A 14,545-nucleotide genomic window follows, 5' to 3' on the forward strand; every position below is an offset into this window, starting at 1 on the left:
GCGGCGGAGACAACACATGCTGAGTCAAGGATTCGTGTCTGCCGCGGCGATTGCGGCAAGCGTGCTTTTCATCCTCTCGCTGGGGGGATTGAGCAACCAGGAGAAGGCCAAGCGGGCGGTGTGGTACGGCATTGTCGGCATGGCAGTGGCGGTCTTCTTCACCGCCTTCGGGCCGGGTATCGGCGCCTACTGGCTGATGATCCCGATGATGATCATCGGCGCGGTGATCGGCGCCTACGTGGCCAAGAAGGTCGACATGACCGAAATGCCGCAGCTGGTGGCGGCACTGCACAGCTTCGTCGGCCTGGCGGCGGTGTTCGTGGCCTGGAGTGCCGATCTCGAGCGGCGCCGCGTGCTGGCGGCACGGGCTCTGGATGCGGGTACCGAGCAGTTCTCCGCCTTTGCCGCCCTGGTGGCGACCAAGGCGCCGGACGAACTGATGTTCCTGCAGATCGAGGTGGTGCTGGGCGTGTTCATCGGGGCGGTGACCTTCACCGGCTCGGTGGTCGCCTTCGGCAAGCTGGCCGGCAAGGTGGACGGCAAGCCGAAGCAACTGCCCGGTGGGCATCTGCTCAACGCCGGTGCCGCGGTACTGTCGCTGCTTCTGGCCATTCTCTATCTCAACGGTGCCGGTTTCTGGACGCTGTTGCTGATTGCCGCGCTCGCCTTCTTCATCGGCTATCATTTGATCATGGGCATCGGTGGTGCCGACATGCCGGTGGTGGTGTCGATGCTCAACAGCTACTCCGGCTGGGCCGCGGCGGCCATCGGCTTCACGCTTTCCAACGACCTGCTGATCGTCACCGGTGCCCTGGTGGGCTCCTCCGGTGCCATCCTGTCGTACATCATGTGCAAGGCGATGAACCGCAACTTCGTCAACGTCATCCTGGGGGGCTTCGGTGGTACCCAGGGGCCTGCCGCCGAGATCGAGGGCGAGCAGGTGGCGATCGATGCCGGCGGCGTGGCGAGTGCGCTCAACGACGCCGACAGCGTGATCATCGTGCCGGGCTACGGCATGGCCGTGGCTCAGGCCCAGAACGCCGTGAGTGAGCTGGTGCGCAAGCTGCGGGCCGCCGGCAAGCAGGTGCGCTTCGGTATCCACCCGGTGGCGGGTCGTCTGCCGGGCCACATGAACGTGCTGCTGGCCGAGGCCAGGGTGCCCTACGACATCGTGCTGGAGATGGACGAGATCAACGATGACTTCGCCAGCACCGATGTGGTGATCGTCATCGGCTCCAACGACATCGTCAACCCCGCGGCCCAGGACGATCCCAACAGCCCCATCGCCGGCATGCCGGTGCTCAAGGTATGGGAGGCCAAGCAGGTCTTCGTCTGCAAGCGTGGTCAGGGAACCGGTTATTCGGGTATCGAGAACCCGCTGTTCTTCAAGGAGAACAGCCGCATGTTCTACGGTGATGCCCGGACCAGCATCGACTCGCTGCTGTCGCAGATCGACTGATGATGTGAGGCCTTCGGCCAACGCGATGCCCCCGGAAGGGGGCATTTTTCGTTACACTCTTGACGATTTCTTCTGTTTCATCGACCGATTCGCGGGGCAGACATGTCAGACGAACCCATGCGGGTAGCAGTACTGGGCGGCGGCAGCTTCGGCACTGCGCTTGCCAGCATTGCCGCCGATAACGGTGCCCGGGTGTGCCAGTGGCTGCGCGATCCCGAGCTGGCGGCGCAGATCAATCGCGAGCATCGCAATCCACGCTACTTGCCGGAGTACGCCATCAACCCGGCGGTGCACGCGTCGAGCGACATGCAGACGGTGCTCGCCGGGGCCGAGCTGGTACTGGTGGCGATTCCCTCCCAGGCCTTTCGTGAGGTGGTACGCCAGGCCCACCCCTGGCTCAGTCCGGAACAGATCCTGGTAAGTACCACCAAGGGGATCCAGGAGGAGGGCTTCAAGCTGATGAGCCAGATCCTCGAAGAGGAGACGGGCTTTACTCATATCGGCGTGATTTCGGGGCCCAACCTGGCCACCGAGATCGCCCAGAAGCAGCTCACCGCCACCGTGGTGGCCAGCGACGATGCGCTGACCCGCACTCGGGTGCAGCAGGCGCTGGGCTGCGACTATTTTCGCGTCTATGCCAGCAACGACCGCTACGGCGTAGAGCTGGGGGGGGCGCTCAAGAACATCTACGCCATCGCCGCTGGCATGGCCGCGGCGCTCGGCATGGGCGAGAACACCCGCAGCATGCTGATGACTCGGGCGCTCGCCGAGATGGGACGCTTCGCCGTGAGCCTGGGGGCCAACCCCATGACTTTTCTGGGGCTTGCCGGAGTTGGCGACCTGATCGTCACCTGTTCGTCGAGCCTGTCGCGCAACTACCGGGTGGGCTATGCGCTGGGCGAGGGGAGAACTCTGGACGAGGCCATCGACGCCCTGGGCCAGGTCGCCGAGGGCGTCAATACGATACGCCTGGTGCGCGACAAGGCACGCGCCGAGGGCGTCTACATGCCGCTGGCCGAAGGGCTCTACCAGGTGCTGTTCGAGGGGGTGCCGGCGCGTGAGATGGCACGTATGCTGATGCGTGGCGAGCAGAGCAGCGACGTGGAGTTCGTGCTCTCGCGCGAAGACGTGCAACAGGCCCATCGCCGGGTCGAAGCGGGCGAGGGCAAGCCGTGACGGGCCGGCTCTTCCTCATGCGCCATGGCGAGGCGGTTCCGGGCCATCCCGACAGAGAGCGCAAGCTGAGCGACCGCGGCCTGGCCGAGGCCGAGCGCATGGCCGACTGGCTTGGCCGGCAGGCACTGGAAGGGGCCCGGCTCTATGCGAGCCCTTACCTAAGGGCGTGCCAGACAGCCTCGCCGGTGGCCAGGACGCTGGGCGTCGAGCCCGAGGTGCTGCCGATCATTACGCCCGACGACTCTCCGGCCGTGGTCTGCGATTGGTTGCTTTCCCTTGAGGGCGATATTCCCATCGTGCTGGTGAGCCATATGCCGCTGGTCGGGGCGCTGACCGCCCTGCTGGTGGAGGGGCGCGCCGACCGTGGTATTGCCTTTCCCACGGCCGCCGTGGCCGAGCTCGAGAGCGAGGTATGGGCGGCGGGCTGCGCCAGGTTGCTACGATTAACCGCACCCCATGACATTCGCAGAGGTAGCGGCGGCTAGATCCATCCCGCCACCTTGAGGGTGAATACGCCAACGGTGATGGTCAGGCTGGCCATCAGCGTGGTCAGGGCGATGATGTTCGCGGAAAGCGCGGCATTGCCGCCCATTGCCTTGACCATCACGAAGCTGGCCGCCGCCGTGGGGCTGGCGAAGAACAGGAACAGCACGCCCAATTCGCGCTCCTCGAAGCCGACCAGCCAGGCGGCCACGGTGGCCCCGAGCGGTAGGGTGACCATTTTCATCAGGCTGGCGCCCATCGCCAATCTCCCGGACGCCCTGATCGAGCCCAGCGACAGGGTGGCGCCGATGCAGATCAGCGCCAGTGGCAGGGTCAACGAGGCGAAGTATTGCCCCGAGGTCATCAGCCAGCCAGGCAGGCGCAGCTCCAGCGCGGCCACCGGTACGGCGGCAATGACGGAGAGGATCAGCGGGTTGCGCATGATGTGGCTGGCGATGCTGCGCCAGTCGGTGCGCCTGCCCTGTTGATAGGTAGCCAGCACGATGACCGAGAAGGCGTTGTAGGTGAGGATGACCACGCCGAGCAGCAGCCCACCGGCGGAAAGCCCGTAGTCGCCGTACATTCCGGCGGCCAGTGCTAGGCCGACGATGCCGCAGTTGCCGCGAAAGGCGCCCTGTACGTAGACGCCACGCTCGGCATGGGGAACGCGCAAGATGGCCCAGCCCCAGGCCAGCAGGAAGCTGGCCAGGGTGGCCAGGGCGAAGAACGCGAGCAGGCCAGGGTTCAGCGTGGCGTCGAGGTCGGCCTTGATGATGCTGAGGAAGATCAGCGTCGGCATGGTTCCTCTGAAGACCAGGCTCGAGGCGGTGGCAATGAAGGCCTGGTCGATCCACCCCAGGCGCTTGAGTGCCAGGCCGATGAAGACCATGGCGAATACCGGCAGGGTGATTTCCAGGGTGGCGAAGAAGAGCGCGTACAATCCCATGTCAGCGTGCCAGCCACAGGCCGACGACGATGGCGGCGATCACGGTGATCCAGAAAAGACGGTTACGTAGACGGGTATCGCGCCGGGGCCGTGAGGGACGAGACATGGCTGACTCCAGAAGAAAGCGGACGACATGGGCCGGAGGTCGACTTGGCGAGATAGAGTAAACCCGTTAGCCTGCTATCGCCACTGGCGGCCTGCCTCACCTGACACTGGATCCTGTCATGAACGAACGTGCCACCCTTTCGCGACCGCGGCTGGTCTTCGCCCATGCCAACGGGTTCCCCGGCATGAGCTATCGCAGCCTGCTGGCCCCGCTGCATGAACGCTTCGACATCCATCCCGTCGATCGTCTCGGTCACCATCCCGACTACCCGGTGGGCGCCAACTGGCTGGCGCTGCGCGATGAGCTCCTCGAGCACGTGCCCGACGACGACGGGCCGGTCATCGGCGTTGGACACTCCATGGGCGGCGTGCTCATGGCTATGGCCGCGGAGCGCGCACCGCAGCGCTTTCGCTGCGTGGTGATGCTCGACCCGCCGCTGATGCTGGGCCTGGACGCCTGGAGCATGAAGGCCGCCAAGCGCTTCGGTTTCGTCGACCGGGTCACCCCGGCAGGCAAGAGCAAGGGGCGTCGTGCGTCCTGGCCCGATCGCGAGGCAATGGCCAACCATCTGCGCCGCCGCGGGCTGTTTCGTCGCTTCACTCCCGAGGCCCTGCATGACTATGTCGAGGCTGGCACGCGGTTGCGTGACGACGGAGTCGCCGAGCTGATCTACGACCCGGCGATCGAGACCGAAATCTTCCGTAACCTGCCCGACCACCTGGCCCGCCTACCTCGCCGGCTGAGGCTCCCCTTCGGCGTGCTGGTGGGCGGTGACTCCGACCTGATTACGCCCAGGCGGCGACGCCGCCTGGCGGCCCACGGCATTCCACTGGCCCTGGTGCCGGGCACCCACATGTTTCCCATGGAGCATCCCGAGGAGACACGCCAGGCCTTGCAGGCCATGCTCGACGATCTGCTGGAGGGTGGGGCATGAGTGAAGTGCAAGCGATGTCCCTGGCCGGGGGGCGCCTGGCGGCGCTCGCCTGGGGCAAGCAGGACGCACCCACCTGGCTGGCGCTTCACGGCTGGCTGGACAATGCCGCCAGCTTCAGCCGGCTGGCGCCCCTGCTGGTGGCGCGGCTTGGCATCCGCGTCGTTGCCCTGGACTTCGCCGGACACGGCCACTCGCAGCATCGCGAAGGCGACTATGCGCTGTGGGACTACTGTCACGACCTGCTCGACGCCGCCGACGAGCTGAAGCTGGAGCGGGTATCGCTGTTGGCTCACTCCATGGGCGCGGGCGTGGCCTGCCTGACCGCCGCGGCCCTGCCGGAGCGCATCGAGCGGTTGATTCTGATCGACGGCCTGGGCGCCGTGACCACGCCGGTCGATGAGAGCGCTGCCCAGCTCCGCAAGGGCCTGCGCGTGGCCCGGCGCTCGCGCTCGGCGGCGCCGCGCTATCCTGATAGCAGGACCGCGGTGGCGGCTCGCGTGGCCGGCGGCGTGACGGCGATCGACATCGATACGGCAACGCCACTGGTCGAGCGTAATCTGATGCGGGAAACTGATGGCCATGTTCGGCTGCGTACCGATGGCCGGCTGCTGTGGCCATCACCGGTACGCCTATGCCCCGAGCAGGTGCTGGCCCTGCTCGGGGCGATCCAGGCGCCGGCATTGTTGATCGAGGGGGAGGCGGGCATCCTGGGCGAGCGCGACGCGGCCAGGGCCGCACGGGCGGCGTTGCCACAGCTGACGCGTCAGGTGTTGCCGGGCGGTCATCATCTGCATCTGGAGCCTGGCGGGGTAAACGGCGTGGCAATCGCCATCGTGGATTGGCTGGCACAATCGGGCGAGGTGTGACGTTGGAGGGCGGGATGAGCAGCAGGCAGGCGGCGGAAATGGGCAAGCGCGTGGCGTTGACCCTGGGCAGTGGCGGGGCACGCGGCTACGCGCACATCGGCGTGATCGAGGTATTGGAGGCGCGGGGCTACGAGGTCGTCGCCATTTCAGGCTGCTCGATGGGGGCGGTCATTGCCGGCGTCTATGCCGCGGGGCAGTTGGAGGCCTATCACAACTGGGTCTGCAAGCTCGATTACTTCGATGTACTGAAACTGGTCGACGTCACTTGGAGCCCGATGGGCGCGATGCGTGCCAGCAAGGTGATGAGCAAGCTCGAGGAGCTGGTCGGCGATATCCAGATCGAGGATCTGCCGATTCCCTTTACGACCGTAGCCACCGACCTGATACGACAACGCGAGGTATGGTTCCAGTCGGGGCCGCTGTTGCGCGCGATCCGTGCCTCCATTGCCATCCCGGGCGTTATCACGCCGGTACATATCGGTGACAGCACCCTGGTGGACGGCGGCTTGCTCAATCCCCTGCCGATCACGCCGACCGTTTCGGCGCATGCCGACATGATGTTGGCCGTCAACGTGACCGCCCACAGCGCACGGCCGGTGTCGCTCGAGGACCTGCTGCCTAGCGAGGAGCAGGCGGAAGAGCAGGAGAAGGTCGAGGAGGAAGCCGCGGCGCGCAAGTGGATGGATGTGCGCGGCGCGACCCGCTGGCTATTCGAGGGATTCGGCGGACCCGAGGGTGAAACGGGCGAGGCGAGCGGCAAGGCGGGGCGAGCAGCGGCAAGTGGGAGGCGGGCGTGGGGCCGACTGGACATGATCCTGGCCTCCTTTGACATCACACAGGCGTCGCTGGCCAAGTACAAGATCGCCGGCTATCCCCCCGATGTGTTGATCGAGGTGCCCAAGACGGTATGCGGCGCCTTCGAGTTTCACCGAGCCGAGGCGCTGATTCGCCTCGGGCGTCATCTCGCCATGGAGGCGCTGGACCGCTACGAGGGACGCTCGCAAACCGGGCACGGCGGCAGCGGTGGCATCATTGTCGAGCCGCCACAGATGCCGGCCGACAGCGCATCGGGGGGCGGCCAGGGCACCTAGGCATCGAGCCCGCGCCGGCGAAGCAGTATATAGACGGCGCCGGTCCCGCCGTCGCTCTCCTTGGCCGAGCAGAAGGCCAGCACCGCTGGCCACTCCCGCAGCCAGGCGTTGACGTGGCTCTTGATCACCGGATAGTTCGCTGTGCTGCCCCAGGCCTTGCCATGTACCACCAACACGCAGCGCATGTGGCTGCCCGCTGCCTCCTTGAGGAAGCTCTCGAGCTCCAGGCGCGCCTCGTCGAGGCTGTAGCCATGCAGGTCGAGACCCGCCTCCCACTCTATCTGGCCGCGCTTGAGCTGGCTGCGGGTACGGTAGGGCAGGTCGGGCAGGGCGAAGTCGAGGAACTCGGAGGGGCGCACCGGCTCCACGCGACCGTCGCTGGTGCGGCTGGTCGTGTCATGGGCGTCCGTCGCTACCGCGGCGGCACGCCGCTCCGCCGCTGCCGGGTCCCGGCGCTTGGGGCGCCCCGGGTCGGCGCGGTTGACGGCGATGCGGCGCACTCCGGCTTCGCGAAGCGCCTGGCGAAAGGCATTGGTATCGTCGTCATCGTCATCGGGTGGGCGGCGTTGGCTCATGAGGGCTCGCGTGGTGTCGTCGAGCGGCCAGTATAGCGACCTGAGCGTGGCTGTGAACCGCCTGCCGCCACGGGTACAATCGAGCCAACGATCATAAGCGACCTGCAGGACCTTTCGTGGCCAACTCCTCACCCGTTTCTCGCTCGACCCTGTCACTGGACGACGAGGCACTGTGCCGTGACCTCGTCACACTACGCGACTACCTGCGCTGGGCAGCCAGCGAATTTCACCTGGCCGGACTGTTCCACGGCCACGGCACCGATTCCCCCTGGGACGAAGCCGTTGCCCTGACGTTGGGCGCGCTGCACCTGCCCTGGAACGTTGACCCGGCAGTGCTCGAGGCGCGTCTGTTGCCCATGGAGCGCGCGCGCATCGTCGGCCTGGTGCGCGAACGCGTCACCTCACGCCGGCCGTTGCCCTATCTGCTGGGCGAGTCCTTCTTCGCCGGCTTCCCGTTCGACGTCGACGAGCGCGTGCTGATCCCGCGCTCGCCCATTGCCGAGCTGATCGAGACCGGCTTCGCCGCCTGGTTTCCCGAGGAGCCACCGAGGCGGGTATTGGACCTGTGTACCGGCTCTGGCTGCATCGGCATCGCCACCGCGCTCTACTTGCCCACTTGCCAGGTGGACCTCTCCGACGTCAGCGCCGATGCCCTGGCCGTGGCCAAGCAGAACATCCAGCGCCACGACGTGGGCGTGCGGGTGCGGGCCGTGCTCTCCGACCTGTTCGAGGGACTGGCCGGGCAGCGCTACGACCTGATCGTCTCCAACCCGCCCTATGTCGATGCCCGCGATCTTGCCACCATGCCCGCCGAGTACCGTCACGAACCAGAACTTGCCTTGGGTGCCGGCGCCGATGGGCTCGACATCGTGCGCCGCATCCTGCGCGAGGCGCGGCAATATCTGACCGACCACGGCGTGCTGATCGTCGAGGTCGGCAATTCCGATCGTCACCTGGAGGCGGCCTTCCCCGAGGTTCCCTTCCTGTGGCTCGACTTCGAGCGCGGCGGGCAGGGCGTATTCGCCCTCACCGCCGAGGAACTCGACGCCCATGCGGCGTCCTTCGCCTGATCCAACATACCGATATCGGGAGGCACGTCCATGTCCGGCAATACCTTCGGCAAGCTGTTCACCGTCACTACCTTCGGCGAGAGCCATGGCCCGGCCCTTGGTGCCATCGTCGACGGCTGCCCGCCGGGGCTGCCGCTCAGCGAGGTGGATCTGCAGCGCGACCTCGACCGCCGCCGCCCCGGCACCTCGCGGCATACCACCCAGCGTCGCGAGCCCGACCAGGTACGCATTCTTTCCGGTGTGTTCGAGGGTGTGACCACCGGTACCCCGATCGGTCTTCTGATCGAAAACACCGACCAACGCTCCAAGGACTACTCCAACATCAAGGACCAGTTCCGCCCCGCCCACGCCGACTACACCTACCACCACAAGTACGGCATTCGCGACTACCGTGGCGGCGGTCGCTCGAGTGCCCGGGAAACTGCCATGCGGGTGGCCGCCGGCGCCATCGCCAAGAAGTACCTGGCCAACCAGGGCATCACCGTGCGCGGCTACATGAGTCAGCTCGGCCCGCTGGAGATCGCTTTCAAGCAGTGGGAGGCCGTGGACGACAACCCCTTCTTCTGCCCGGATCCCGAGCGCGTACCCGAGCTCGAGGCATTCATGGACCAGTTGCGCCGTGATCAGGATTCTGTGGGGGCGAAGATTACCGTGGTGGCGGAAGGACTGCCGCCGGGGCTGGGTGAGCCGGTCTTCGATCGGCTGGATGCCGACCTCGCCCATGGCCTGATGAGTATCAACGCGGTCAAGGGCGTGGAGATCGGCGATGGCTTTGCCGCGGTGGCAAGCCGAGGCAGCGAGCATCGCGACGAGATGACTCCCGAGGGCTTCCTCTCCAACCACGCCGGCGGCGTGCTCGGCGGCATCTCCTCCGGGCAGCCGTTGATCGCTCACCTGGCACTCAAGCCCACCTCCAGCATCACTCTTCCGGGGCGCAGCATCGATGCTGGAGGTAACCCGGTCGAGGTGGTGACAAAGGGGCGTCACGATCCTTGCGTAGGTATTCGCGCCACGCCGATTGCCGAGGCGATGATGGCGCTGACACTGATGGATCATCTGCTGCGACACCGGGCGCAGAACGCCGAGGTGCGGGTGGGTACGCCGGTATTACGCTGAGCCGGCATCGCTGCATTGAGTCTGGCCCCGAGTTGCTACACTGAGAGCACACTGAAGCAGGGAAACGCCATGAAGATAAACGTCGAGTTCGACCTGACACCCGAGGAGTTCCGCCGTGCGCTGGGACTGCCCGATGTCGAAGCCTTCCAGCAGGAGCTGCTGAACCGGATCTACAAGCAGATGGAGTCCGGTGTCGAGGGCTACGACCCCATGAGCCTGATGAAGCCCTTCCTGCAGCAGGGCTTGCCTCAGGATATGAGTCAGGGGCTCTCCCAGGGACTGGCCAGCTTCGGCACCTATCAGCAGATGATGCTCGACATGCTGCGTCAGGCCGGCAGTTCCATGGGCAAGGCTCGGGAGCCTGTCAAAGCCGGCGAGGCGGAAGCTCCGACGAAGACGGCAAGCAAGTCCAAGACGGCGAATAAGGCCCGGACGGCCACTGCGCGCTCGCGTTCTCGACGTTCGGAGTAGCGGCGACCGGCGAGCGGTTTCCGCTGTGGAAGTGCAAGGGTATTGCAGCGAGAGCTGTGTAAGGCTACGCTTTGTGCAGTGCAGCATGAAGGTCGTGCCACTCGCTCCATGCGTGCGTACGGCTGGCATTGAAAGGCGCAGGGAAAGTCGCCAGGTAAAGTTCGACGATACAGGCGCTGGCCCCGCATGTTTCCGATCCACAGGAGGTCAACCCCATGCAGGACAAGATGCTCGATGAATTCAACCAGCAGACACGGCGTTTCTTCGAACCCATGCGCAAGCTGAACTCGCTGATGCTCGGCAACATGGAGAAGATGACCGAGTACCAGCTCGAAGCGATGAAACGCTACAGCCAGATGGGCACCGAGCGCATGCGCAGCGCTTCCGAGATCAGCGATGCCCAGGACCTGCAGGCCTTCGGGGCCCAGCAGGCTGAAATGATGAATGAACTCTCGCGTCAGATGATGGAAGACGCTCAGGCCCTCGGCGAGATGAGTCAGCAGTTCCGCACCGAGCTGGAGCAGCTGTTCGGCGAAGTCAGCCAGGAGTTGAGCGATCAGGCCAAGCAGGCCCAGCAGGGCGGAGCGAGCGCCAAGCCGACGGCAGCGAACAAGTCCGACGCCCCGGCCAAGGCCAGCAGCCAGACCTCGCGCAAGAGTTGATGTCATTCGCCGCCCGTCCAAGCACGGGCGGCTTTGATGTTGTAGTGTGGCATAGGGTCGCCCGTGCGGTTGCCGGCCCAGGCTGTGTCTGGGCATTGTCGAGCGCGACCATTTCGCAGCACGTAGTCGTCATGAAACGAACGACAGGGTCCGATAACAGGAGAGGGCGATGCAGTCAGGGGATGCGGTTTTCTCCCAGGTCGAACTGGAAGAGTGGAACGAACAGCTGAAGGAAATGGGTCAGCATTACCAGGCCTTGTTACAGGACCTGCTCGAGCGCATGGCGCCTAATGCGGCTGCCGACTCGATCCAGGCCGACATGCGCGAAGCCTTCCAGGCTGGGGCCGAGTCGCTGATGCGCAATCCGCAGCTACTGTGGCAGACCCAGGCTCGCCTCGTTCAGGACCAGTACCAGCTATGGCAGCAGGGCCTGCAGGCACTGACCGGTAACCTGGGTGAGCCACTGGCGTCTCCACCCAAGGGCGATCGTCGCTTCAAGGACGAAGCCTGGCAGCAGGAACCCTACTACCGTGCCATCATGCAGCAGTACCTGCTGTTTTCCGGGGCGGTCGAGGAACTGGTCGAGCAGCTCGATGGCCTGCCCGAGCGGCAGAAGCGCAACCTGGCTTTCTATGCCCGCCAGTTGGTCAACGCCATGGCGCCGACCAACTTCGTTACCACCAACCCCGAGGTGATGCGCCGCACGCTGGAGACCAAGGGCCAGAATCTCGTCGAGGGGCTTGCCCAGCTGCGTCGCGACCTGGCCAACTCCTCAGACGGCCTCAACGTGGCCATGACCGATCGTAGCGCTTTTGAGATCGGGCGCAATATTGCCGTGACGCCCGGCTACGTGGTCTACGAGAACGAGCTTATCCAACTGATCCAGTACACTCCGACCACCGACACGGTGTTCAAGACACCGCTGCTGATCGTGCCGCCCTGGATCAACAAGTACTATATCCTCGACCTGCGCCAGGACAACTCCTTCGTCAAATGGCTGGTGGACCAGGGACATACCGTTTTCCTGATCTCCTGGCGCAATCCGGGTCCCCAGCAGCGCGACCTGACCTGGGCCGACTACATGCAGATGGGGCCGATCGCCTCCATGGAGGCGATCGAGCAGGCTTGTGGCGAGAAGTCGGTCAACCTGGTCAGCTACTGTATTGGCGGCACGCTGGCGGCTTCCACCGTGGCGTATCTCACCAGCACCCGGCGCGGGCGCAAGGTGAAGTCCGTCACCTACATGGCCACGCTGCAGGATTTTCGCGACCCAGGCGAACTCGGCGTGTTGCTCAGCGAGCCAATCCTGCAGGGCATCGAGGCAAGAATGGAGGAGGACGGCTACCTCGACGGCCGCTCCATGGCTTATACCTTCAACCTGCTGCGCGAAAACGATCTGTTCTGGTCCTTCTATGTCAGCAACTACCTGAAGGGCGAGAATCCGGCGCCATTCGACCTGCTCTACTGGAACACCGACGGCACCAACCTGCCGGCGGGCACCCATGGCTGGTACCTGCGTCACATGTACCTGGAGAATCGTCTGGTAGAGCCGGGTGGTATCGAGCTGGATGGGGTCAAGATCGATCTGCGCAAGATCTCGACGCCGAGCTACTTCGTCTCCACCCGCGAGGATCATATCGCCAAGTGGAACAGCACCTACTACGGTGCGCTGTTGCCCAAGGGGCAGGTGACCTTCGTGCTGGGTGGCTCCGGTCACATCGCGGGCATCGTCAACCCGCCACAGCGCAACAAGTACGGCTACTGGACCAATGACGCGCTGCCGGACGATCACGAAGCGTGGCTGGAAGCGGCCGAGTATCACGAGGGTTCCTGGTGGCCGCATTGGCAGCAGTGGATGACCGAAGGCGGTTACGCCGACGCCGACAAGCGAGTGCCCGCCCGCCAGCCGGGGGAGGGCGAGCTCAAGCTGCTGGAAGAGGCGCCGGGGCGCTATGTGCGCATGACCATTCCCGAGGTGCTGGGCGAAGTGCCGGTCAAGGCTGACTGACTGTACGCCCGCCAACGCAACGAGGCCCGCTGATGCGGGCCTCGTTGCGTCGGGCCGGGCGTCGATGACCGCCTGACCTGGAAGTCGGGTCTAGAAACGCCGCTGACGTCGTGGCAGCCGCAACCCGAGGAGCACCAGCAGCACACTGAACAGCCAGGTCGGCCAGCTGCCGGTACGCGTGAAGGGGGTCTGACCCTCCATCGGCACGGCCTCGGCGAGCAGCGTCACGGTCTCGAACTGGGGAGCGCTGGCCACCGTGCGGCCCTGGTGGTCGATCATCGCAGTGACGCCGTTGCTGGTGGCGCGAACCACATAGCGGCCGTTCTCCAGCGCACGCAGGCGTGCCATCTGCAGATGTTGGAGCGGGCCGATCGACTCGCCGAACCAGGTGTCGTTGGATACCGTCAGCAGCAGCTCGCTGTTCCGGGCGCGCTCGGCCACCAGGTCGGCGTAGATGATCTCATAGCAGATGGCATTGCCGATCACGGTGCCCGCGGCACGGATCGGCGGCTGGCCCGAGGGCCCTGGCGTCATGGCCGGCATGGGCAGGTCGAAGAAGGCGATAGTGCCACGCAGCCAGCGTTCCAGCGGCAGATACTCGCCGAAGGGCACGAGGTGCTCCTTGCGGTACTCGCCCTCGGCGTTGCCCACGCCGATTACGCTGTTGTAGTAGAGCCCCCGCCCCTCGCGCTGGAGGATGCCGGTGAGCAGGGCACTGCCCGGTGCCAGGTGGACCTGGGCCCTGGCCAGCAGCGGCTCGGCCTCGTCCTCGAACATCGGTAGCGCCGCCTCGGGCCAGACGATGAGATCTGCTCCGTCGGCATGCTCGCGAGTCATCTCCAGGTAGGTATTGGCGGCGGTGCGCTGACCTTCCGGCGTCCACTTGATCAGCTGATCCAGATTGCCTTGCAGCAGTGCCACTCGCAGCGGCTCGCCGGCGGGCACGGTCCACTGCACGGGCAGGGCAAACGGCGCGAGCCACAGCGCCACGATGGGTACGGCGGCCCACCAGCGGCGGCGCAGGAACTCCGCCCCCAGGGTGCCGGAGAGGGCGGTGATCAGCGACAGTAGATAGACCCCGCCGATGGGTGCCCACGGCGCCAAGGGGGAGTCGACGTGGGCATTGCCCAGCAACAGCCAGGGAAAACCGGTGAACAACCAGGTGCGCAGCCACTCGCCGAGCACCCAGGCGCCGGCGAAGGTGAGGAAGGCCAGGCGTGGGCCGCACAGCAAGCGGTAGAGCCACAGCGTGGCGGCGCTGAACAGCGCCATGGTGCAGACGAACAGGGTGGTCAGGAACAATGCCAGCGGCACGCCGGTGTAGCCGTAGTCATGGATCGAGACGTAGACCCAGGAGGCGCCGGAGCCGAACAGGCCGATACCGTAGCACCAGCCCAGCAGGGCTGCCTGGCGTGCACGCAGCGGCTGGATTGCCCAATAGACGAGGCCCACTGCCAGCGGGCCCAGCCACCAGAGTTCGTAGGGCGAGGCGGTGAGGGTGGTCAGTACCCCGGCGACGAGCGCGGCCAGATAGCCGAGTGCGGGCGGCAGACGAGAATGGGTCATAGTATGTCGGTTCCTG

The 14,545-nt window shown here is 65.6% G+C and carries 14 protein-coding genes; 11 read left to right on the forward strand and 3 right to left on the reverse strand.

What is annotated here, in order from left to right; translation table 11 throughout:
* The first annotated feature begins 16 nt into the window (after window positions 1-16).
* The 3 genes from ACRWQA_RS06425 to sixA all read left to right on the forward strand — a co-directional run bounded on the left by ACRWQA_RS06425 (window position 17) and on the right by sixA (window position 3,120).
* Entirely contained in the window at window positions 17-1,459 is a 1,443-nt protein-coding gene (locus ACRWQA_RS06425; protein ID WP_263580626.1) for an NAD(P)(+) transhydrogenase (Re/Si-specific) subunit beta, read from the forward strand.
* A 102-nt stretch (window positions 1,460-1,561) separates the two neighbouring features.
* Complete coding sequence (locus tag ACRWQA_RS06430; protein WP_434228650.1) at window positions 1,562-2,635, forward strand: NAD(P)H-dependent glycerol-3-phosphate dehydrogenase; 1,074 nt, start codon at window positions 1,562-1,564, stop codon at window positions 2,633-2,635.
* The gene (gene sixA, locus ACRWQA_RS06435; protein WP_434228648.1) at window positions 2,632-3,120 is read left to right on the forward strand and encodes a phosphohistidine phosphatase SixA; all 489 of its coding nucleotides are present in this window, start codon (window positions 2,632-2,634) and stop codon (window positions 3,118-3,120) included. Before ACRWQA_RS06430 ends, sixA begins: the two co-directional genes overlap by 4 nt.
* On the opposite strand, the gene ACRWQA_RS06440 is transcribed toward sixA, so the two are convergent.
* On the reverse strand, window positions 3,117-4,064 hold the full coding sequence (locus tag ACRWQA_RS06440) for an AEC family transporter (protein WP_263580623.1): 948 nt from the start codon (window positions 4,062-4,064) through the stop codon (window positions 3,117-3,119). The genes sixA and ACRWQA_RS06440 overlap by 4 nt on opposite strands.
* Before the next feature lie 224 nt (window positions 4,065-4,288).
* Here ACRWQA_RS06440 and ACRWQA_RS06445 point away from each other — a divergent pair, with 224 nt between their 5' ends.
* From ACRWQA_RS06445 to ACRWQA_RS06455, 3 genes are read left to right on the forward strand one after another with little or no spacing between them, the layout of a single operon-like run.
* Window positions 4,289-5,104: an alpha/beta fold hydrolase gene (locus tag ACRWQA_RS06445; protein ID WP_434228646.1), complete on the forward strand. Its 816-nt coding sequence runs from the start codon at window positions 4,289-4,291 to the stop codon at window positions 5,102-5,104.
* Window positions 5,101-5,970, forward strand: a complete 870-nt coding sequence (locus tag ACRWQA_RS06450; protein WP_263580621.1) for an alpha/beta fold hydrolase — start codon at window positions 5,101-5,103, stop codon at window positions 5,968-5,970. Before ACRWQA_RS06445 ends, ACRWQA_RS06450 begins: the two co-directional genes overlap by 4 nt.
* A gap of 14 nt (window positions 5,971-5,984) precedes the next feature.
* Window positions 5,985-7,061: a patatin-like phospholipase family protein gene (locus tag ACRWQA_RS06455; RefSeq protein ID WP_263580620.1), complete on the forward strand. Its 1,077-nt coding sequence runs from the start codon at window positions 5,985-5,987 to the stop codon at window positions 7,059-7,061.
* Here ACRWQA_RS06455 and ACRWQA_RS06460 read toward each other — a convergent pair.
* A complete protein-coding gene (locus ACRWQA_RS06460; protein ID WP_263580619.1) occupies window positions 7,058-7,636 on the reverse strand; it encodes a Smr/MutS family protein in 579 nt (192 codons plus the stop codon). The genes ACRWQA_RS06455 and ACRWQA_RS06460 overlap by 4 nt on opposite strands.
* A gap of 116 nt (window positions 7,637-7,752) precedes the next feature.
* Between ACRWQA_RS06460 and prmB the strand changes: the two genes are divergently transcribed.
* From prmB to phaC, 5 genes are all read left to right on the forward strand, one after another.
* A complete protein-coding gene (prmB, locus tag ACRWQA_RS06465) occupies window positions 7,753-8,706 on the forward strand; it encodes a 50S ribosomal protein L3 N(5)-glutamine methyltransferase (RefSeq protein WP_434228644.1) in 954 nt (317 codons plus the stop codon).
* Window positions 8,707-8,736: 30 nt separating this feature from the next.
* Entirely contained in the window at window positions 8,737-9,822 is a 1,086-nt protein-coding gene (aroC, locus tag ACRWQA_RS06470; protein ID WP_434228642.1) for a chorismate synthase, read from the forward strand.
* 69 nt (window positions 9,823-9,891) lie between these two features.
* A complete protein-coding gene (locus ACRWQA_RS06475; RefSeq protein ID WP_434228640.1) occupies window positions 9,892-10,293 on the forward strand; it encodes a DUF6489 family protein in 402 nt (133 codons plus the stop codon).
* A gap of 215 nt (window positions 10,294-10,508) precedes the next feature.
* Window positions 10,509-10,955, forward strand: a complete 447-nt coding sequence (locus ACRWQA_RS06480) for a phasin family protein (RefSeq protein WP_263580615.1) — start codon at window positions 10,509-10,511, stop codon at window positions 10,953-10,955.
* A 169-nt stretch (window positions 10,956-11,124) separates the two neighbouring features.
* Window positions 11,125-12,963 carry a class I poly(R)-hydroxyalkanoic acid synthase gene (phaC, locus tag ACRWQA_RS06485; RefSeq protein ID WP_263580614.1) on the forward strand — a complete coding sequence of 613 codons (1,839 nt, stop codon included), beginning with the start codon at window positions 11,125-11,127 and terminating at the stop codon, window positions 12,961-12,963.
* A 90-nt stretch (window positions 12,964-13,053) separates the two neighbouring features.
* On the opposite strand, the gene lnt is transcribed toward phaC, so the two are convergent.
* Window positions 13,054-14,529, reverse strand: a complete 1,476-nt coding sequence (lnt, locus tag ACRWQA_RS06490) for an apolipoprotein N-acyltransferase (RefSeq protein WP_434228639.1) — start codon at window positions 14,527-14,529, stop codon at window positions 13,054-13,056.
* Window positions 14,530-14,545: the final 16 nt, after the last annotated feature.

It is taken from the genome of Billgrantia sp. C5P2, assembly GCF_051062895.2.